This is a genomic window from Pontibacter indicus, assembly GCF_900156345.1.
GTDB lineage: Bacteria > Bacteroidota > Bacteroidia > Cytophagales > Hymenobacteraceae > Pontibacter > Pontibacter indicus.
In genome coordinates this window covers 249,264-268,957 of sequence record NZ_FTPP01000004.1, presented here as the reverse complement: position 1 = coordinate 268,957, position 19,694 = coordinate 249,264, and the positions used below count along the sequence as shown (strand labels likewise).

Below are 19,694 nucleotides of genomic sequence, written 5' to 3'. Positions count from 1 at the left end.
TATCAGGTATAGCTATACCTTATTTAGCGTAGCTGATGGCGCGCATTTCGCGGATTACCGTGATCTTGATCTGGCCCGGGTACTGCATCTCTTTCTCGATCTTCTGAGAGATGTCGAAAGAAAGCTGTGCCGCCTTTTCGTCGCTCACGTTGTCGGCGTCTACCATGATGCGGAGCTCACGGCCGGCCTGAATGGCGTAGCACTGGTTTACCCCGTCAAATGATACGGCAGCTGCCTCCAGGTCTTTCAGACGCTTGATGTACGACTCCATGATCTCGCGGCGGGCGCCCGGTCTTGAACCGGAAATGGCGTCGCAAGCCTGGATCAGCGGAGAAATCATCGCGGTCATCTCGATTTCGTCGTGGTGGGCACCGATGGCGTTACAGATGTCCGGATGCTCCTTGTATTTCTTGGCCAGCTCCATACCTATTATCGCGTGTGGCAGTTCTGGTTCGTCCGGCGTTACTTTGCCGATGTCGTGCAACAGACCGGCGCGCTTGGCGTGCTTCACGTTCAGGCCGAGCTCTGCCGCCATGGTGGCGCACAGGTTGGCTACTTCGCGGGAGTGCTGCAGCAGGTTTTGTCCGTAAGACGAACGGAAACGCATGCGGCCCACCATCTTGATCAGCTCCGGATGCAAACCGTGTATACCTAAGTCGATGGCCGTACGCTCACCGATCTCCACGATCTCTTCTTCAATGTTTTTGCGGGTTTTGGTCACCACTTCCTCAATACGGGCCGGGTGAATACGACCGTCGGCCACCAGGCGGTGCAGCGACAGACGCGCAATCTCGCGGCGAACCGGATCAAAACCAGAAATGATTATCGCCTCTGGGGTGTCGTCTACGATGATCTCCACACCAGTAGCAGCTTCGAGGGCGCGGATGTTGCGGCCTTCACGACCGATGATCTTGCCTTTGATGTCGTCGCTTTCGATGTTGAAGACAGACACGCAGTTCTCGATGGCGTGCTCTGCGGCGGTGCGCTGGATGGTCTCCACCACAATTTTCTTGGCTTCTTTCGTAGCGGTGAGTTTGGCCTGGGCCACAATGTCCTTCACGTAAGAAGAAGCGTGCGACTGGGCTTCGCTCTTGAGCGCCTCTACCATCTGCTCGCGGGCTTCGGCGGCGGTCAGTCCGGCGATTTTCTCGAGCTGGGCTACTACTTCGCTGTGCTGCTGCTCCACGTCTTCTTTGCGTTTTTTAAGCAGTTCCAACTGGTGGTCGAGGGCTTCTTTCTCTTTGTCGAGTTCGGTTTCGCGGCGCTTGGTTTGTTCCAGTTGCTTGGCTACGTGCTGTTCGCGCTGCTTTACCTTGTTCTCGTTCTGGATGATGATGTTCTTCTTCTTGTTCGATTCTTCCTCGAACTCAGACTTCAGCTTCAGGAACTTCTCCTTGGCCTCGAGCATGCGGTCTTTCTTAATGCTCTCGGCATTGATCTCAGCTTCGCGGATGATGGATTTTGCCTTTTGGCGGGCGGCTTCTTCCTGCTGCTTGTATACCTTCTGCAGCAGTACGCGCCCAATGTACACGCCAACTCCGAGCGCGACAATGGCGGTGATTAAAATGACTAAAATATCGGACATACTATACGCTTTTATGGTTTATAAAAACAATAGCAGTACCTGCAGCAAGACAGTGAAGTGGCTTTAAAACCACACTGTAGTTAAAGAGGCCGCATAGGGAGCAGCCTCGGGTTGGTTACTTGTTTGTTGATAAGAGCTCGTCCAGCACGCTCAGTTGCGCGCCCACTTTGTCCAGGTGGTTGTTTTTGTCATCCTCCAGCTTCAGCTTGTCTACCATGGTCTCAAATGCCACCATGGCCAGCAAGTCCTGCTTGTCCTGTATGCCAAACTGGTCTTTGAAAAAGCGCAGGCGCTCGTTCAAAAGTTTGCCCACCACCCGGAGCCTTTCCTCCTCTTCTTCCTTCACCCGCATCGGATACTCGCGTTCTGCGATGCGAATCTTAATAGCTAATTCACCCATCCGTTGCGTTCTTAAGGTATAGGGCTACTGCGTTTCCATGCTTTCTGACAATGGCCTGCCGTTTGTACGGCTCCAGCTCAATGCCTCCCGCTAGTCGCGCAAGTAGGCGATACACTTATCAATTTCCCTTATATATTCGTTTAACTTCAGCTTTAACTCCGTCGAATTTGCAGTGTTTCCTGCTATCGCATCTACAATCTTAACAATATTCTCTTGATTTTGAAAATTTTTTATTTGCTGTTCCCGCTCTTCCAGCCGCGACTCCAGCATTTTAATTTCCTCCTGAGCGGCGACAAGCTTCTGTTGGGCCTCGGCGTGCCGGTTCAGGAGCTGGCGCACCTTGCTCTCAATTGACTGAAGCTGTTGCAGTTGTTTTTCCTTTGGCATAACTATTTGCGGATAATGGCTCCCAGCTGTTTCTCAAATTGCTGCATCAGGCGTGTCATCACGCCATCGATCACTTTGTCGGTCAAAGTTTGCTGGCGGTCCAGCAAGGTGAAGCTCAAAGCATAGGCTTTCTTGCCCGCCTCTATTTTGTCGCCTTCGTACACGTCGAACACGTTTACACCCTGCAATAGTTTACGCTCGGTGCGCAGGGCCACCTGCTTGAGCTGCTCGAAGGTAACAGCGCGGTCAACTACCAGCGACAGGTCGCGGCGCACTTCCGGGAATTTCGGCAGCTCCTCGGCTACGAGTTTGTCTTTGTATTTCTTGGTGAGGTAATCCCAGTTGAGTTCGGCGTACCATACCTGCTCCTTCACATCCATGGCTTTGGTCACGGCGGCGTCCAGCAAACCTACCTGCGCAATCACAGTGCCGTTCTTTACATAGGCGATGCCCTGGCGCATGTAGCGGCTTGGCTCTAGTGCCTGCACTTCGTAGTCGGCGGCGTTGAGTTTCTGCAGCACGTTCTGCACCAGTCCGGCCAGGTCGTGGAAAGCCATTTTCTGGGCAGGCTGCTTCCAGCTTTCGGCTGTGGTGTTGCCTGCCATGTACAGGGCGAGTTTGCGGCTCTCCTTGTAGCCCTCCTCCAGCTGCTCGTATACCTTGCCCAGCTCGTATAGCTTCAGGTCGCGCTGGCGGCGGTTGATGTTGTAGCGCAGCACCTCCAGGCCGGAGAACACCATGCTCTTGCGCAGCACGTCGAGGTCTTCGCTGTTATAGTTGAGCACCTTCACCAGCCCGGCCGTCTCCTCGTCTCCGCCGGCGGCGTAGTAGTTGGAGTTGGTGATGGAGTTGGTGATGATCTCGTGGAAGCCATTAGCCGAGATGTAATCGAGTATAGTTTTGTTGATGTCTTCCGGGTATGGTTTCGGGAAGCTGGCCATGTAGGTCGTAGCCATGTGTTCGCTCACTTCAATGTTGTTGAAGCCATAGATGCGCAAGATCTCCTCCACCAGGTCTGCTTCGCGGGTCACGTCTACCTTGAAGGGCGGCACCGAAACCTGTAGATGCGTGTTGGTCTCGCCGGTCACTTCTATCCCCAGGTCAGTAAGGATCTCCTTCATGCGCTCAGCCCCGATGTGCTGACCAATTAAGGTATGAGCACGTTCAATATCCAGCGTCAGTTCCAGGTTTTGGATCGGCTGCGGGTATACGTCTACAATGTCAGAGCTCACTTCGCCGCCTGCTACTTCCTGCACCAACAGGGCGGCGCGCTTCAAAGCGGTGATCACCATATTGGGGTCCGTGCCACGCTCGAAACGGAACGACGCATCCGTCTTCAGGCCATGCGCCATACCTGTGCGGCGGATAAAATCTGGCGAGAAATAAGCACTTTCGATGAAAATGCTCGTCGTTTCGTCTGACACACCTGACTCTTTGCCACCAAACACACCTCCGATCGCCATCGGCTCTTCGACGTTGCAGATCATCAGGTCGTTGGCCTTGAGTTTGCGCTCCACACCGTCCAGCGTCACGAAAGTGCTACCGGCTTCGGCAGTTTTCACGACGATCTTGTTGCCTTTTATTTTGTCGGCATCAAAGGCGTGCAGGGGTTGGCCCAGCTCGTGCAGCACGTAATTGGTCACGTCCACAATGTTGTTGATCGGCGCCAGGTCGATGGCACGCAGGCGCTTCTGCAGCCACTCCGGCGAAGGACCCACCTTTACGCCGCTCACCGTTACACCGGCATATCTTGGGCAAGCCTCTAAATTCTCTATTTCCACCTCAACCGGGCGGGATGAATTATTTACTTTGAAATTCTCAACCGATGGCAAGGTATAAGGCACGCGCAGCAGGGCTTTCAGGTCGCGTGCCACACCCAGGTGAGAGGCGGCATCGGCACGGTTTGGCGTCAGGCCGATCTCGAATACTTTGTCAGATCCCAAACCGAAATACTCTGCGGCGGGTGTCCCATTGGGCAGGTCGGTGTCGAGCACCATGATGCCGGCATGCGAGTTACCAATTCCGATTTCATCCTCAGCGCAAATCATCCCCTCCGAAGCGGCGCCGCGTATCTTCGACTTCTTAATTTTGAAAGGCTCTCCTTCTGTTGGGTAAAGCGTACTGTTCACAGTCGCCACCACCACTTTCTGACCGGCCGCCACGTTGGGCGCACCGCACACGATCTGACTGGGCTCGCCGGTGCCAATATCAACAGTAGTCATGCTCAGGCGGTCAGCATCCGGATGGCGCTCACAGGTCAGCACCTCGCCTATTACGATACCCTCCAGACCGCCCTTTACCTGGTCGAAATTGTGAATGGCCTCCACTTCCAGGCCTGAGCTGGTGAGCAAAGCACCCGTTTCTTCAGCGGTAATATCAATATTGATGAGTTGTTTCAGCCAGTCGAATGAAATCAGCATGTTGTTTCGGTTATTCTGTAAGGTGTAGCCCCGCTCATGGGAGCCAATTCCCAAAATTAAGGATTATTTTTATCGTATCACGTAGCTCGTATCAGGTAGCATTACTTTTTAAACTGACAAAAGACTGACCACTCTTTCGGATCTGCAATCAGTAACAGCACCAAAAGCCGTTTGTCCTTTGTCGAGTTCTATCTGCGGACCTCGTGCGACGTGATAGGTGTGTTGTTATGTTTGTAATGCCCCTACTCCACCACAGGGTGGGCGTTTTCGTAGTTTCTCTCGCCAGCCTCCACAGCTACAGTCAGGCGATTTTCTTTGGGTGGCACGGGGCACACGTAATCGGGGTTATAGGCACAGAATGGGCTGTAGGCGCGGTTAAAGTCGAGCGTAACCATTCTGGCACCTTCCTGAAACGGTACATCCAGGTAGCGGCCGCCGCCATAGGTGTCGAAGCCGTTGGTTTTGTCTGTGAAAGGCACGAACAGCTCCTCCTTCTCCTCTTTTATTTTTTTGTAAAGCGTCAGGCGCTGCGGCTCTCCCTTCAGCTCAAAATTAGCCAGGGCGTAACGTAGGTAGGCCTCTGTGCTGCCGTTCGTCATGGGCATGTGCACGGTGTCTTTTGGTTCGATGTCTTCCAGCTTCACCCGCACGCGGTAGTCGAGGTTGGGCTCGTAGTAGACCAGGTTTTTAAAGGCGCGACGCTCGGCCTCCTCAAATGGGCTATTGGTGCGGCCCCGGAACGAGAGGTCTTTCTCTTCCCGCTCCTTTTTCAGCGGAATCAGGTAATTGTCGTCGCTCAGGAACGATTCGCGGACAAAGTAAAAGAGCACCAGCGCGATGCCGGCCATTATGATGAATTTGATGGGTCGTTGCATGAGGTAGGGTAATTTTCCTGCAATTTCGGAAAATTTTCGTCAAAGTGCCCGCATGATCGGCTTTTCGATAGCCTGCGGCAGGTAGTTCCTGGCAATGGTCTCGAAAGCCAAAACCTGCTCCTGCTGCCACCCCTCGTCCCGATTAAGCTCTCTAGCCATCACTGCAGCTACGATAGGCGTCATTTCCAGCGCGGCGCGGGCATTCAGGAACAACACCCGCAGGCGACGGGCCAGCACATCCTCCACCGTGCGGGCCATTTCATGGCGAACCGCCCAAATTACTGCTGCTAAGGTATAGTCGAAGTCAGTGTGCAGCTTTTGGTTTAGTTCCGGCTCAGACTTTTGCAAAGCCTGTAGCGCGGCTGCGTCGCATCCGTAGCCTGCAAGTTCATCACGGCCGCCCGGCATAGGTATAGCTGCTGCAGGTATGGCCCCGTGGATGGGGAGCTTTTTTGTGCGGCAAGGTATAGCAGGCAGCCCCGCCACCCGGATAGCCGCATTTACGGTGTCTTCAGCCATCTGCCGATAGGTGGTCCATTTGCCTCCGGTGATGGTGACCAGTCCGGATGGTGCCACCAACAGTTTGTGACTGCGGGAAATCTCTTTTGTTTTTTCTGTTTCGCTGTCGGGGGCAGCCAGGGGGCGTAGGCCTGCAAATACACTCAGCACATCCTGTCGGGTCGGAGGTTTCCGCAAGTACTGTCCTGCGGTTTGCAGGATAAAATCAATCTCAGCATCCAGCGCCACAGGCTCCAGACTCAGTTGCTGCAGCGGCGTGTCGGTGGTACCAACCAGCACATGGCCTTGCCAGGGGATGGCAAAGAGCACGCGACCATCGGGCGTTTCGGGAATCATCAGGGCCACCTCGCCAGGCAGAAAGGATTCATCAAGCACCACATGCACGCCCTGACTGGGCATCACGAACGGTTTTTGGGTGGGCTGATCGAGTTGCAATACTTCATCCACGTAAACGCCCGTAGCGTTGACTACCGCCTTGGCCCGCAAGGTATAGTGTTGGCCGCTTTCCAGGTCCAGCACTTCCACGCCATTCACTTTTCCTTCCGCATCTTTTGTGAGACCAGTTACGCGGGTATAATTCAGCACCGTGCCGCCTTGCTCGGCACAGGTCTGGGCCAGGTTCAGGGCCAGGCGGGCGTCGTCAAACTGTCCGTCGTAGTACACAATGCCACCTTTTAGGTTCTCGGGTTTGGCACTGGGGAGGTGCTCCAGCACTTTTTTGCGGCTCCACCAGGTGGTGCGGCCCAGGCTATACCTGCCCGCCAGCAGATCGTAGAGCGTGAGTCCGGCGCCATAAAAGAAACGCTGCCACCAGGTATAGCAAAGGATCACGAAGGGCTGCACTTTTACTACATGGGGGGCGTTTCGCAACAGGAGGCCCCGCTCCCGCAGCGCCTCGAACACCAGCCGGATGTCTCCCTGCGCCAGGTAACGTACCCCGCCATGCACCAGCTTGGTACTGCGACTCGAGGTGCCTTTGGCAAAATCGGACTGTTCCAGCAACAGCGTTTTATACCCGCGGGAGGCGGCATCCAACGCTGTACCCAAACCGGTGGAGCCACCGCCAATCACGAGCACATCCCACTCGGGCACTTCGGAAAGCTGGCGCAGCATGGCCTTGCGGGTAAACGGAATGGCTGGCATAGGTGGTTTCAGGTATAGGTTGTGTTTTACAGGAATGGCTTGCAAACGATAGCTTAAGGTAGCATTTTTTACTTACAAATGCCTGCCAGATTTTGACCTCCCTTACTGGGAAAGCAGGTAAAAAATGGCTATTATTATTGCGTTTACGAAACCTTCCGGTCTTGGCAGAAAAATCCTGAATAAAAGAACTTCAGTCATAGAGCAAAGGACTATCTGACAAAAGAGCTCTTGACGAACGGAACTTTGGTGAAGTGCAAATGAACGCCGGCAGGAGTAGCGAAACGTAACGCTGGTCGAGAAGGAGGCCACAATGTCCGGCGTCAAATGATTGCTAACCTACACTTACCATGAAATACCCTTACACCCGCTTGCGCTTACCTTTTTTCGCGTTATTTTCCGCTTTGTCGATCAGTTTCTCCGCCTGCATACGGGAAGGAAAGACTGCTGAAACCACTTCCCCTGTCGAGGCGGCTATACCTGCAACTTCATATCCAGCAGAAGTTACTATACCTGCACCTGACAGCCTCAGTCTGCAGGCCGCTATACCTGCTGAGTCGGCTCAACCTGTCACGGCTATAGCCAACTCCATAGCCGACGCCGAAACTATCATCGCCCGCAAGCAGGTACCGATCTTGTGCTACCACCAGGTGCGTGACTGGCGCGAGAAAGACTCCAAGCAGGCCAAAGACTACATTATACCCGAGGATCGCTTCAAAGACCACATCAAAATGCTGGCCGATAGCGGCTACCAGACCGTGCTGCCCGACCAGTTGCTAACCTACCTCACCACAGGCGCTCCGCTTCCCGAAAAACCTGTGATGCTCACCTTCGACGACACCAGCCTGGGGCAATACACGGTGGCCGCGCCGGAGCTCGAGAAGTACGGTTTCAAAGGCGTGTTCTTTATCATGACCGTATCGCTTGGCCGGCCCAACTACATGACCAGGGCGCAGGTGAAGGAGCTGTCGGACAGGGGGCACCTGATCGGATCCCATACCTGGGACCATCAGAACGTAAAGAAATACCAAGGACAGGACTGGATAACGCAGGTCGAAAAACCCTCGCGGCAGCTGACCGAGATCACGGGCAAGCCAACCGAGTTTTTCGCCTACCCCTTCGGGCTCTGGAACCCCGAGGCCATTCCTGAACTGAAGCAGCGTGGCATGGTGGCGGCTTTCCAGCTGGCCGGCAAGCGTGACCCGCAGGACCCGCTGCACAGCATCCGCCGGATAATTGCGAGCGGCTACTGGAGCCCTGGTTCGCTGCACAGAGCCATGGAAAACAGCTTTTGAAAAACCCTGCGCTCAAGTCTGCAGTTTGATAGTATGCCAGTGAGTTGGATAAATATGAACCACCTTTGGCCTGTTGCTTATACCTTTTAACACCATGCATACAGACGAGAAACACCTTCGCGAGATGATTTCGCAGCTGGACGTGCTACACGAGGATGCGCTTAAACTCGAAAAGAAGTTTGCCCATGCCATCAAGGACGTGCATCCTTCTTTCCGCACCAGCGCCCGCAACCTGCTGCACTACCTGGCCCTGCGGCAGCACGACATCCGCAAGCTGCAGGAAAACCTGGCCCGTCTGGGGCTCTCCTCGCTGGGTCGTTCCGAGGGGCATGTACTGGCCAGTCTGCAATCAGTCCACAACATGCTCTGTCACCTGCTCGACTGCAAACCCACACATAAGCCTACGCCTGTATCGCATGCCGAAAGCGTGGAGTTGCTTGAAAAGCATACGAGCGAACTGCTGGGAGCACGGCCTAAGGATCGCAGCACCCGCATCATGGTCACCTTTTCCACCGAGCTGGCCCAGGACTACGAACTGGTCAAGCGCATGCTGCTGGCAGGTATGGACTGCGCCCGCATCAACTGCGCCCACGACGACGAGCAGGTATGGGGAGCCATGGTGCAATCCATCCGGAAGGCGGAGAAGGAAACGGGCCGCAGCTGCAAGATTCTGATGGACCTGATGGGGCCCAAACTGCGCACAGGTCCGCTCAAACCCGGTCCTGCCCTGCTGCCCATCCGCCCGATCCAGAACGAGCTGGGCCAGCTGGTGTCGCCCGCCAAGGTATGGCTTGCCCCTGCCGGCGTGGAGAGCGATGTACCCACAGACGCCAGCCTGCCCGTCGATGAGGCCTGGGTGGCCCAGTTGCAGGAAGGCGACGTGCTCAAGTTCCGGGATACGCGTGGCCGCAAGCGCTCTTTCACGGTAATGCAGCGCAAGGAGAAAGGCGTGATCGCGCACCTTTTCAAGACCTCATACCTCGGCACGGGCACCAAGCTCACCATCAATAAAAAGAGCGCCCTCAAGCGCAGCACCGAAGTAGGCGACTTGCCTTCCAGTGTGGCGCCCATCTACCTGCGCAAGGACAATTTGCTGATCCTTACCAAAGCCGAGGAAGCCGGTGAGCCCGCCCTCTACGATGCCGAAGGCCACATCGTGAAACCCGCGCACATTGCCTGCACCTTGCCCGAGGTGTTCAGCCGGGCGAAGGCCGGTCAGCCGATTCTGTTCGACGACGGCAAAATAGCGGGCGTGATCATGAACGTGAGCGATGATAATCTGCTCGTGAAAATCACGGAAGCCAAAGAATCGGGAAGCCGCCTGATGCACGACAAGGGCATCAACCTGCCCGAAAGCGACCTGCAACTGAACGGACTCTCGGAGCAGGACCGCGAGCACCTGGCCTTTGTGGTAAAGCATGCCGATATTGTCAGTCTTTCGTTTGTGAACCACCCCGAGATGATTGAGGCGCTGCACAAGGAACTGAAACGGCTCAAAGCACCGCCCCGCCTGGGCATCATCCTCAAAATCGAGACGAAAGAAGGCTTCCGCCACCTGCCCCATTTGCTCCTGACCGTGATGAAGAACCACCCCGTGGGTGTGATGATCGCCCGCGGCGACCTGGCCGTGGAGTGCGGCTGGCAGCGACTGGCCGAAGTGCAAGAGGAGATCCTGTGGATAACGGAGGCCGCACACATACCGGTGGTGTGGGCCACGCAGGTGCTCGAGTCGCTGGCCAAGAAGGGGCGTCCGTCCAGGGCCGAGATCACGGACGCTGCCATGTCGCAGCGGGCAGACTGCGTGATGCTCAACAAAGGGCCTTTTGTGCTGCGGGCCGTGGAGTTGCTCGACGACATCCTGAAACGAATGCAGGAGCACCAGCACAAGAAAACATCCATGCTGCGCCCCTTACACGTATCGGAACTGGCCATGCCCGGCAGCGAGGCCACAGACCAAGCCGTACAGGTATAGCTACCACCACCAACCGGCTATACCTGTACCTGAACACTCTTGACTATGAAACTGGCCCTGGCGCTTCTTTTTTATACCTGCCTATACCTCAGCACAGCACCCTATACCTTGGCGCACACCTATTACATCAGCCCCAAAGGTGATGACGCCAACTTGGGCACCTCACCCGCTTCCGCCTGGCGCAGCCTTGAACGGGCGAACAGCCACCGGTACAGCCCGGGCGACACACTCCTGCTCGAGGGCGGCTATACCTTTGCAGGCGGCCTTTACTTTCATCAGGACAATCTTTCAGGAGACGGGGCTCCGCTTGTTCTCAGCTCTTATGGTGATGGTCGCGCCACCGTCGATGCTGGCATAGGCTATGGCTTCTATGCGCACAACGTGGCAGGTATAGAAATCCGGAACCTCAACTTTAGGGGCAGCGGCTATACCCGCAACACGAACCACGGCATTCTGTTCTATAACGACCTGCCTGGCGATGTCCAGCTGCAGCACATTGTGATAGACCAGGTGGAGGTGAGCGGTTTCCGGAAATCAGGTATAACCTTGGGTGCCTGGAAGGGCAACAGCGGCTTTCGCGACGCCCGCATCACGCAGGCCATGGTGCACGACATCGACTCGGTGGGCATCAACGTTTTTGGAGAATTCGACCATACCAAGACCGGCTACGCGCACCGCAACATTTATGTCGGGCACTGCCATGTGTATAAAGTATACGGACTGATTCTGCCCGACAAGCATAGCGGCAGTGGCATTGTGCTGTCGGACGTGGACGGCGGCACCATCGAGCACAGCGTGGTCCATACCTCGGGCATGCAGAACAAAAACTGCGGCGGGCCGATCGGTATTTGGGCCTGGGACGCCAACAACATCGCCATCCAGTACAACGAAGCCTACAACATGAGCGCGGGCAGCGGCTGCGACGGCGGAGGTTTTGACCTGGATGGCGGCGTGACCAACTCCGTGATGCAATACAACTACTCGCACGACAACGACGGGGCCGGTTTTCTGATCGCGCAGTTTGAGTGGGCACGGCCGATGCGCAACAACATCATCCGGTACAATATTTCGGAAAACGACGGTCGCAAAAACGACTACAAGGGCATTACGCTGTGGGTGGAGAACCACAAACGGAGTGGAAACCTGGATTTGCTCGTGTACAACAACACCATCTTTGCCGACAGCGCGGTGGCCCCTTCCGGCGGCGGCGTGTTCTTCAAAAGCGGCGGCCACCACAACGTCCGGTTTTTCAACAACATTTTCTACAGCCGCAACGGCGCTCCTATGGTTGTTGCCCCCGATACGGTTGCGCTCGATGTCGTATTTCAGCAGAACGCCTGGTTCAGTGAAAACGGGAATTATACCTTTGAGTGGGGCGAAAACAGGTATAGCTCCTTACAGGACTTCAGCAAAGGCACGGGCCAGGAGCACCTGATCGGCCGCTTGACAGGTATAGCCGCCGATCCCAGACTCACAGCGCCCGGCAAGGCAGGCACCCTCGGTTACCCAATTGATCTGCAAAAACTTGCCGACAGGTATAGCCTGCAGAGAAAATCCCCGCTGATCTACCAAGGTATAGCCTTGCCTATGCCTGCTTCATTTGCTAAAGTCACAAAAGACATCATCGGCAATCAAATTGAATCAGCCGCTGCACCCGATATGGGCGCCGTTGCCTATACCCGCCCTAAGTTTTTTCAATGGCTGAAGGAGCTGTTTTGAGTTGGAGAGTTGAGGGGTTAGAGAGTTAAAAAGTTGGAAGGTTCGGAAACGAGGCAACCAATACAGGGAAAATTATGGTAGACTTGGAAGAACATATAGGAAATTCTATGTAACTTACTCTGGCAATACATGTGCCCTTGCTCATACCTATACCTGTAGTAAGCCTATGAAATCATTCAACCTAGTCGGATTTGTCGCGGTGCTGTTAGCTGTGACGGGTGCTGTTATCAGCATCGGGCATTTTTTTGAAAACAAATACATCGGTTGGGCCTTTATCGGAGCTGGCCTGGCGCTGGCTATTTTCAACACGTGGTGGAATATTCGGAGGCATGGGCGATAGGGTTCTGTGAATAATTGTTATACCTAAGAGGGATGCATTCCTATAATCCCGATTATACTTTGGTAAACATTCCCATTTTAATCTAGCAACATGCTTAAATCCACAGCCACCTACTTCATCACACTCCTCCTCCTGCTCCTCACTTTCACCCAATGCACCACCAGCAGGCAGCGAATGCTCAAGCAGCAGTACAAGGAAATTTACGTACACCAGTTCAAACTCACGTATCTCAAAAAGCTGCTTCAGGCTGGTTTTAACAACTCCGAAGAAGTGAACAGCCTGATAGCATTTGATAACAGCGGTTTCACAGAGCCTGTCCTCACCATGGACGATTATCGGCTAATTGAGCACCTGGTGCAGGCGGACCAGCAGCAAATGAGAGCCGACTCTGTAGCGACGATAGGTAGAGTAGCTGAAGGCGCAGAGGGCAAGCATGTGTTTAGCCACATTCTCCGTAAGTTAGAAGGCAAGTGGCTGGACAGCCTGGCAATAGAACGCTACAAACTCTCCGACTTTCGCCATACGCCTCTAAATTAAAATGACTAGCAAGCGCAAACTGACGTTATACCTAAAAAACATTCTCATGAAAAAACTACTCTTCGCACTCTTACTCGCTGTTTGCAGCCTGCAAGCCTTTGCGCAGCAAGAACTCATTCATCCCAAAGATCAGCGAAAGCAGGGGCTGGTGTCGCAGCCTCAGCCTTACATCCAGATAAACGGACAGCAGATCGCGCAGCCTAGCCTGGCGCTGATAAAACCCGACAACATCGAAAGTATCGACGTGCTGAAAGACGAAAATGCTACAGGCATGTTCGGCGACAAAGCCAAGGACGGCGCCATTCTCATCAAGGCTAAACCCACAGCAGAATGGTCCACGTTGCAGGATATCTATACCCACTACCGTATACCTGCAGCTCAGCAAAACCTGAAAGTGGTCATCAATAACCGGGTCGTAAAAGACACCAGTCAGATATTGGCCAACCTGGAGCAGATCGAAAAAGTGGAAGTTGTAAAGCAGGACATCACAGCTCCTGTGCGTTGGAGCCTGAGCGACGAAGAAGAGTTCCTGCACATCACCTCCAAGCCTCAACCCAAACAGTAACCCCCATGGACGGCACCAAACGCAGCAACATCAAAATCGGCTCCCACGTCAACATCGTGCTCAAAGAAGACCAGCGCAGCGGCGATCTGACCGAAGGGTACGTAGAAGCCATTCTCACCAAATCGCCCAACCACCCACACGGCATTAAGGTAAGGTTGGAGACGGGCGAAGTCGGTCGTGTGAAAGAGATATTGGAGGAAGATTAATCCTCTATGTCATTTCGATCTATAGCGAGAAATCTGCAGTATAAACACTATAAACCCAGATTTCTCACTTCGTTCGAAATGACAGGTATAGCAAACTACCCCCTTTCTAACTTACAACATTCCCTCATCCGCAAAACTGTAGTAGTCGTTATCGGTGAAGATAATATGATCGAGTATCGGTAAGTCCAGAAACTGGCCGGCTTCTTTCATTTTTTTGGTGAGGGCGATGTCGGCGGCGCTGGGCTTTGTATTGCCACTGGGGTGGTTGTGCACCAGTATAATGGAGCTTGCCAGCTGCTCAATCGCCTTTTTGAAGATCATTTTTGGGTCGGCCACCGTACCGGCCACTCCCCCGCTGCTGATGCTCTCCTTCTTCATCACCACGTTGGCGCGGTTCAGTAATATCACCCAGAACTCTTCGTGCGGTAGGTCCAGCAACTGGGGTTTGATGTAGTTGTAGATGTCGGTGGAGCAGGTGATGCGGGTTTTGACGGCGGTGGCAGTTTCCTTTCTGCGTCGGCCCAACTCCAGCGCACTCACTATCGAGATGGCCTTGGCCTCGCCTATACCTTTGATTTTCATCAAATCCTTCACTGTCAGTTTGGCCAGTTCGTTCAGGTCGTTGCCTACAGCTGCCAGTATAAGTTTGGCTACGTCCACAGCGGTTAGTTTTGGCGTACCGGAGCCAATCAGGATGGCAATCAGTTCGGCATCGCTCAGCGCGGACTTGCCTTTGAGCAGGAGCTTTTCGCGCGGACGGTCCTCTTCGGCCCAGGTCTTGATGTTGAGGTTGGCGGTGTCGTATGCCAAAAGTGCAGACGTAGCTTCTTCTTTCACTGCGGTACAGATTTTGTTAGATAAAAGATTGTTAAGTGAATCTGTTTGGACTAGAAATAGTTCATAAACAGGGCCATGAACCTGGCTTTCTTAGCTGAACATACAATTTTTAAAAACCTGAAGCTGCTGTCGGCTGTTCTGACGCAGCACCAATCCTATACCATGCAACGACTTTTTTCGATCGGAATAGTAGTTTTCATCCTGTTCCTGGTGGACCTTTATGTCTTCCAGGCAATCAAGACCGTTACCCAAAACCTCTCTGCCAGCGCCCAGCGCATCATCTACATCCTGCACTGGGCTGTATTTGCCATCACGGCAGCCACGTTTACGGTTGCCTCATTCACGCGCGGCACCCCTCCCGACACCTTCAAAACATACCTGGCCAGCACGCTTTTCATCATTTTCGCTTCCAAGTTGGTGGTAGTGCTTTTCCTGTTTGTGGATGACACCCTGCGCCTCGGCAAAGTGGTGTTCAATCAAGTGAATAGCGGCGAGACGACCTTTGACCCTTCGCGCAGTAAGTTTTTGAGCCAAATGGGCCTTTTGGTGGCAGCAGTGCCGTTCTCGGCCTTTATTTATGGCATGATGAAGGGCGCCTATGAGTATCGTGTCAAGCGGGTGACACTCCGCTTCCCGAATCTACCGGATGCTTTTGACGGATTTAAAATGCTGCAGATCTCTGACCTGCACACAGGTAGCTTTACCTCTACAGAACCCCTTAAAGAGGCTGTGAAACTCATCAACCAACAGGAGGCTGATTTGGTGTTCTTCACCGGCGATATGGTAAACAACGTGGCCACAGAGCTATTGCCGCACGCTGATACCCTGAAGGAAATCCGAGCGAAGCAGGGTGTGTTTTCGGTGCTTGGCAACCACGACTACGGCGATTATGTGAGTTGGGAAAGCCGCGAGGCAAAAAACCAAAACCTGCAGACGCTGATCGAAACCCAGCGCCGCATGGGCTGGGATGTGTTGCTGAACGAGAACCGCCGCATCGAGAAAGACGGTGCCCACATTGCTGTGCTGGGTGTGGAGAACTGGGGTAACCGGGCAGGTTTCCCGAAATACGGCAACCTGAGCAAAGCCTACACTGGTTCAGAGAACAGCCCATTCAAGGTGCTGCTGTCGCACGACCCTTCGCATTGGGACGGCGAGATCAACCAGAAGTATGACGACATTGACCTTACACTGTCTGGCCATACCCATGGCATGCAGTTCGGCGTGAACGTGCCTGGCCTGAAGTGGAGCCCGGTGCAGTATGTATACGAGCAGTGGGCGGGCCTCTACAAACGCGGCCGTCAGCACCTGTACGTCAACACAGGCCTTGGTTTCATAGGCTACCCGGGTCGGGTGGGCTTCCTTCCCGAAATCACCGTGTTTGAGTTGAAAAAGGCTTAAGCGCCTATACCTTAGCTGGTCCGAGATCTTAATCTAATTTGTCCTTGATACAGAAAGCCGGCCAGGTGGCCGGCTTTCTGTATTTTCAAGCTACACCTTTCCATCTATTTTATTATATTCTATCTTTTCAGCATACCTGATTACCATAGGTATAGCAAACTAATTTCAAAAGCAACTTTATTGCTCTACAATCTCCCTTAAAGCACAATAAAAGCAATTCAGGGACAATTACCACCTATCTGGTGCCATCAACCACACGAACCTATCATTTCTTTCGCCGTAAAACATTAGGGCGAGCCATATTTGTTTTATACTATTTTTAACAAACGGGCTGCCGTTAAAATGTTCCATTTAGAGTATTTGAAAGATGAAAAAGGTATTTTATTCCATAGCTATAGTTAGTGCCATGTTGTTTGCTTCCTGTTCTGAAGACAGGGGCAGAACGTACGAAACAGCCGACGCCAATAACGACGAGAATGTAAACCAAAGCCATATCCGAGGAAGTGAGTCTGCCATGAGCAGCACAACAGACATGTCAAACTCAGGCGACATGGCTAACTCCGATGCAACCTGGCGTAGTAACGCAACGCGTATAGCCGGACAAATGGCAACCGACATGCGCCTCGACACCGCTACCCAAAACCGCGTGGAGCAGGTGCTCTATGAACGTGAGCGTCGCCTGAGCCAGCTGGAGTTCAACTACAACGAAACAAACCTCATGGGTGGACAGGTAGCAGAAGAGGTGGACAACATGGCCACGACCGAGAAGGACCGTTACGACAAGGATGGCGGCACCATGACGGATACACGTGGCAACATGAACACCAACACACAGAACAACACCACAGCTGCCTCTAACATGGACACACAGCGCGAAAAGATCATGGAGGACACAGACCGCGAACTGCAGTCGATCTTATCGCAGCAGCAGTACAAGCAGTACCAGGAGAAACGCGCCAACTACTGGGGCATGAGCGATGACGGCACCAACCAACTCGACAACCAGAACGGTACTAACCAAGGTACCATGCAAAATCAAAATCAGCAGAATAATAATAACCAGCGAAACAACTCGGGCACCAATTCGAACCAGTCCGGCACTAATAATGGCGCTGGAAATAACATGAACAAAAACCAGTAACTTTTAAATACGTATAATCAATTTGAAAGCCTGTAGCGCCCGTAGCTACAGGCTTTCGCTATTTTAGTCCGCTTTTCCACTAATTTTTAGTAATTTAGCATCATGCTGCACCTCCGTAATTTATTTTGGAGGCTGCATACTTTTTAAGCCTTAACCGGCGTATTGACATTAACCCGTTGCCACCGCCAAGGTGGCCTCAGCTGAAACATGCCCCTAAACCTGCTGCGACTGCTACTTCTTTCTGCCCTGATCCTGGTGAGCACACTGCCGGCACTGGCGCAGCGCAATATTCGCGTGAGCGGTACCGTGTTCGAGGCCGACAAGACCACGCCTATACCTGGAGCGGGCATCATCCGTTATGGCACTATCCAAGGCGTTATTTCCGACGAAGAAGGTAAATTCCTGATCGACATCGACCAGAACGACACGCTGCTGATCCGGGCTGTTGGCTTTAAGCCCCTGCTATACCTGCCCCGTAACCTGCCGGTTTCTGAGCTCCGCGTCAACATCGTGCTGCAGCCCGACAACGTGATGCTGGGCGAGGTAGAGATCACCAGCCGTCCGTCGGAAGAAATGATACAGCGAGCACTGCGCAACATGAAGAAAGAAGAGCCAGAGTATGTGAAGCGCAAAGGCTACCGCCCAGAGTTGGAGCCCGGTCCACCGCCGCCCCCCATGGCCCCTACCCCGCTCAGCCCTATCTCATTTCTGTACGACATGTTCTCTAAAGAAGGAAAGCAGAACCAGAAGCTGCAGCAGCTGCTCATGATCGAGGAACTGAAGCGTCGCATAGAGGAGAAAGAAAACTATAACCGCTTCTTCAAGGACAACACCGGCTACGAAATAGAGCGCTAGGACAGTCTTCTGAAGGCTGAATCCGGCAAAACATTCCGCTTGTGCGTAGGTTAAGGTACAGCTATACCTGTATACCTTATGAAAATCGGATACCCTTGCATCAACGAAACACTGGACTGTTCCTCTTCCCGCACTTTTCGCCTGGCCTCCTATTCTGAAGAGCGCCTTATCCAAACAGTAGAGCAGAACCTGAGCTGCCTGCGCCGCATCCTGGAGTTTAACGTGGAGAATGACCTGCGCTTTTTCAGGCTCACCTCCGGTCTGGTGCCGTTCGCATCGCACCCCATTAACACCTACAACTGGCAGGAGCATTTCAAGCTGACCCTGCGCCGGCTCGGCGATTATATCAAGCGCCATAACCTGCGCATTTCCATGCACCCCGATCAGTTCGTGGTGCTCAACTCTCCCAACCCGCAGACGGTGCAAAACAGCATTGCCGAACTGGTGTACCAGGGCAGCATCCTCGACCTGATGGGCCTCGACACGACGGCGAAACTGCAGATTCACGGCGGCGGCGCCTACGGCGACAAGGAAACAGCGCTCAACCGATTTGCGGAGGTATACCATACCCAACTGCCCGATGCCGTGAAAGCACGCCTGTGTGTTGAGAACGACGACCGCACCTACAGCCTCACCGACTGCCTGGTGCTGCACGAGCTCACAGGCATGCCCATTATTTTCGACAACCTGCACCACGAGTGCGTGAACAACGGCGAGCCCATGCGGGAAGCGGTCATGCTGGCGGCACAAACCTGGCAGCCCGAGCGCGACGGCATCCTGATGGTGGATTACAGTGCCCAATCGCCGGGGGAGCGGAAAGGCAAGCATGTGCAGAGCATTGGCGAGCAGGCCTTCCACGATTTCCTGGTGGAGACCGAAGGCATCGACATGGACATTATGCTGGAGATAAAAGACAAGGAAGCCAGCGCCCACAAGGCAGTGGCTGTGGCCAAAGAGCTTGGCAGGATATAAGCCGCGCTAGAACCAGCTCTGCACCAGCTGAAAGGCAAAAGTTACCAGTTCCCACAGCGCCCAGATCAGTAGAACACCAATCACGATAATGCCGATGATGACTCCGATGATGATGTTTTTGCCGCTTCCCTGGTACTTGCCCTCTGCGTAGTGTGCCCGCAGCATGCGCACGTTGCGCTCGTTGGCTTTAAAGGCGAAGTCAAAAATATTGCCGATGATGGGAATACTGCCAAACAGGGTGTCCAGCGCCACGTTGAGCAGCATGAGCGTCACCATTTTGCCGCTGGCTCCATAGCGGGCCATGGTCAGGATGAGCATAGCCGACACACTAAACGAAGCCAGATCGCCCACCACCGGGAAAAGGCCCAGTATAGGGTCCATGCCGAACCGCCAGTTGGTGCCCGGAAGACGAAACTGGTTATCCATCAGGTGGGTAACCCGGTCTACCCATTTCAGGTTTTCGGTGCGGGGAGTGCGCGTGTAGTGTGTTCTTGCCGTTTCCATAGCTGCCTATACGCAAGCTGCAGACAA

General features: G+C 53.7%; 19 protein-coding genes. 11 read left to right on the top strand and 8 right to left on the bottom strand.

Going from position 1 to position 19,694, the window contains the following annotated elements; translation table 11 throughout:
- Positions 1–19 precede the first annotated feature (19 nt).
- From rny to B0B12_RS18020, 6 genes are all read right to left on the bottom strand, one after another.
- Positions 20–1,585: a ribonuclease Y gene (rny, locus tag B0B12_RS18045; RefSeq protein WP_076671815.1), complete on the bottom strand. Its 1,566-nt coding sequence runs from the start codon at positions 1,583–1,585 to the stop codon at positions 20–22.
- 115 nt (positions 1,586–1,700) lie between these two features.
- Positions 1,701–1,985, bottom strand: coding sequence for a cell division protein ZapA (locus tag B0B12_RS18040; protein ID WP_076671813.1), 285 nt, complete (start codon positions 1,983–1,985; stop codon positions 1,701–1,703).
- 90 nt (positions 1,986–2,075) lie between these two features.
- The gene (locus B0B12_RS18035; RefSeq protein WP_076671811.1) at positions 2,076–2,372 is read right to left on the bottom strand and encodes a hypothetical protein; all 297 of its coding nucleotides are present in this window, start codon (positions 2,370–2,372) and stop codon (positions 2,076–2,078) included.
- Positions 2,373–2,374: 2 nt separating this feature from the next.
- Positions 2,375–4,792 carry a phenylalanine--tRNA ligase subunit beta gene (pheT, locus tag B0B12_RS18030; protein ID WP_076671809.1) on the bottom strand — a complete coding sequence of 806 codons (2,418 nt, stop codon included), beginning with the start codon at positions 4,790–4,792 and terminating at the stop codon, positions 2,375–2,377.
- A 242-nt stretch (positions 4,793–5,034) separates the two neighbouring features.
- On the bottom strand, positions 5,035–5,667 hold the full coding sequence (locus B0B12_RS18025; RefSeq protein ID WP_076671807.1) for a DUF1684 domain-containing protein: 633 nt from the start codon (positions 5,665–5,667) through the stop codon (positions 5,035–5,037).
- A gap of 39 nt (positions 5,668–5,706) precedes the next feature.
- On the bottom strand, positions 5,707–7,329 hold the full coding sequence (locus tag B0B12_RS18020; RefSeq protein WP_083704294.1) for a glycerol-3-phosphate dehydrogenase/oxidase: 1,623 nt from the start codon (positions 7,327–7,329) through the stop codon (positions 5,707–5,709).
- Between the two features lie 347 nt (positions 7,330–7,676).
- On the opposite strand from B0B12_RS18020, the gene B0B12_RS18015 reads away from it, so the two are divergent.
- From B0B12_RS18015 to B0B12_RS17990, 7 genes are all read left to right on the top strand, one after another.
- A complete protein-coding gene (locus tag B0B12_RS18015; protein WP_076671805.1) occupies positions 7,677–8,621 on the top strand; it encodes a polysaccharide deacetylase family protein in 945 nt (314 codons plus the stop codon).
- A gap of 94 nt (positions 8,622–8,715) precedes the next feature.
- Entirely contained in the window at positions 8,716–10,593 is a 1,878-nt protein-coding gene (locus B0B12_RS18010; protein ID WP_076671803.1) for a pyruvate kinase, read from the top strand.
- Positions 10,594–10,638: 45 nt separating this feature from the next.
- Positions 10,639–12,312, top strand: coding sequence for a right-handed parallel beta-helix repeat-containing protein (locus B0B12_RS18005; RefSeq protein WP_076671801.1), 1,674 nt, complete (start codon positions 10,639–10,641; stop codon positions 12,310–12,312).
- A 166-nt stretch (positions 12,313–12,478) separates the two neighbouring features.
- Positions 12,479–12,652, top strand: a complete 174-nt coding sequence (locus B0B12_RS20440) for a hypothetical protein (RefSeq protein WP_170871908.1) — start codon at positions 12,479–12,481, stop codon at positions 12,650–12,652.
- 90 nt (positions 12,653–12,742) lie between these two features.
- Positions 12,743–13,189, top strand: coding sequence for a hypothetical protein (locus B0B12_RS18000; protein WP_076671799.1), 447 nt, complete (start codon positions 12,743–12,745; stop codon positions 13,187–13,189).
- 46 nt (positions 13,190–13,235) lie between these two features.
- Positions 13,236–13,754 carry a TonB-dependent receptor plug domain-containing protein gene (locus tag B0B12_RS17995; RefSeq protein ID WP_076672148.1) on the top strand — a complete coding sequence of 173 codons (519 nt, stop codon included), beginning with the start codon at positions 13,236–13,238 and terminating at the stop codon, positions 13,752–13,754.
- A gap of 5 nt (positions 13,755–13,759) precedes the next feature.
- The gene (locus tag B0B12_RS17990; RefSeq protein WP_076671797.1) at positions 13,760–13,960 is read left to right on the top strand and encodes a YwbE family protein; all 201 of its coding nucleotides are present in this window, start codon (positions 13,760–13,762) and stop codon (positions 13,958–13,960) included.
- A 111-nt stretch (positions 13,961–14,071) separates the two neighbouring features.
- On the opposite strand, the gene radC is transcribed toward B0B12_RS17990, so the two are convergent.
- Positions 14,072–14,797 carry a RadC family protein gene (gene radC, locus B0B12_RS17985; RefSeq protein ID WP_083704293.1) on the bottom strand — a complete coding sequence of 242 codons (726 nt, stop codon included), beginning with the start codon at positions 14,795–14,797 and terminating at the stop codon, positions 14,072–14,074.
- 162 nt (positions 14,798–14,959) lie between these two features.
- On the opposite strand from radC, the gene B0B12_RS17980 reads away from it, so the two are divergent.
- The 4 genes from B0B12_RS17980 to uvsE all read left to right on the top strand — a co-directional run bounded on the left by B0B12_RS17980 (position 14,960) and on the right by uvsE (position 19,163).
- On the top strand, positions 14,960–16,195 hold the full coding sequence (locus tag B0B12_RS17980) for a metallophosphoesterase (protein WP_076672144.1): 1,236 nt from the start codon (positions 14,960–14,962) through the stop codon (positions 16,193–16,195).
- A gap of 367 nt (positions 16,196–16,562) precedes the next feature.
- Complete coding sequence (locus B0B12_RS17975) at positions 16,563–17,336, top strand: hypothetical protein (RefSeq protein WP_076671795.1); 774 nt, start codon at positions 16,563–16,565, stop codon at positions 17,334–17,336.
- A 207-nt stretch (positions 17,337–17,543) separates the two neighbouring features.
- Positions 17,544–18,191, top strand: a complete 648-nt coding sequence (locus tag B0B12_RS17970) for a carboxypeptidase-like regulatory domain-containing protein (RefSeq protein ID WP_076671793.1) — start codon at positions 17,544–17,546, stop codon at positions 18,189–18,191.
- Positions 18,192–18,269: 78 nt separating this feature from the next.
- Complete coding sequence (gene uvsE / locus B0B12_RS17965) at positions 18,270–19,163, top strand: UV DNA damage repair endonuclease UvsE (RefSeq protein ID WP_076671791.1); 894 nt, start codon at positions 18,270–18,272, stop codon at positions 19,161–19,163.
- A gap of 6 nt (positions 19,164–19,169) precedes the next feature.
- Here the strand turns inward: uvsE and B0B12_RS17960 are convergent, their stop codons facing one another.
- The gene (locus B0B12_RS17960) at positions 19,170–19,667 is read right to left on the bottom strand and encodes a DUF4112 domain-containing protein (protein WP_076671789.1); all 498 of its coding nucleotides are present in this window, start codon (positions 19,665–19,667) and stop codon (positions 19,170–19,172) included.
- Positions 19,668–19,694: the final 27 nt, after the last annotated feature.

Coding starts and splice junctions, on each gene's coding strand:
- rny (WP_076671815.1), bottom strand. CDS start 1,585: ATGTCCGATATTTTAGTCATTTTAATCACCGCCATTGTCGCGCTCGGA.
- B0B12_RS18040 (WP_076671813.1), bottom strand. CDS start 1,985: ATGGGTGAATTAGCTATTAAGATTCGCATCGCAGAACGCGAGTATCCG.
- B0B12_RS18035 (WP_076671811.1), bottom strand. CDS start 2,372: ATGCCAAAGGAAAAACAACTGCAACAGCTTCAGTCAATTGAGAGCAAG.
- pheT (WP_076671809.1), bottom strand. CDS start 4,792: ATGCTGATTTCATTCGACTGGCTGAAACAACTCATCAATATTGATATT.
- B0B12_RS18025 (WP_076671807.1), bottom strand. CDS start 5,667: ATGCAACGACCCATCAAATTCATCATAATGGCCGGCATCGCGCTGGTG.
- B0B12_RS18020 (WP_083704294.1), bottom strand. CDS start 7,329: ATGCCAGCCATTCCGTTTACCCGCAAGGCCATGCTGCGCCAGCTTTCC.
- B0B12_RS18015 (WP_076671805.1), top strand. CDS start 7,677: ATGAAATACCCTTACACCCGCTTGCGCTTACCTTTTTTCGCGTTATTT.
- B0B12_RS18010 (WP_076671803.1), top strand. CDS start 8,716: ATGCATACAGACGAGAAACACCTTCGCGAGATGATTTCGCAGCTGGAC.
- B0B12_RS18005 (WP_076671801.1), top strand. CDS start 10,639: ATGAAACTGGCCCTGGCGCTTCTTTTTTATACCTGCCTATACCTCAGC.
- B0B12_RS20440 (WP_170871908.1), top strand. CDS start 12,479: ATGAAATCATTCAACCTAGTCGGATTTGTCGCGGTGCTGTTAGCTGTG.
- B0B12_RS18000 (WP_076671799.1), top strand. CDS start 12,743: ATGCTTAAATCCACAGCCACCTACTTCATCACACTCCTCCTCCTGCTC.
- B0B12_RS17995 (WP_076672148.1), top strand. CDS start 13,236: ATGAAAAAACTACTCTTCGCACTCTTACTCGCTGTTTGCAGCCTGCAA.
- B0B12_RS17990 (WP_076671797.1), top strand. CDS start 13,760: ATGGACGGCACCAAACGCAGCAACATCAAAATCGGCTCCCACGTCAAC.
- B0B12_RS17980 (WP_076672144.1), top strand. CDS start 14,960: ATGCAACGACTTTTTTCGATCGGAATAGTAGTTTTCATCCTGTTCCTG.
- B0B12_RS17975 (WP_076671795.1), top strand. CDS start 16,563: ATGAAAAAGGTATTTTATTCCATAGCTATAGTTAGTGCCATGTTGTTT.
- B0B12_RS17970 (WP_076671793.1), top strand. CDS start 17,544: ATGCCCCTAAACCTGCTGCGACTGCTACTTCTTTCTGCCCTGATCCTG.
- uvsE (WP_076671791.1), top strand. CDS start 18,270: ATGAAAATCGGATACCCTTGCATCAACGAAACACTGGACTGTTCCTCT.
- B0B12_RS17960 (WP_076671789.1), bottom strand. CDS start 19,667: ATGGAAACGGCAAGAACACACTACACGCGCACTCCCCGCACCGAAAAC.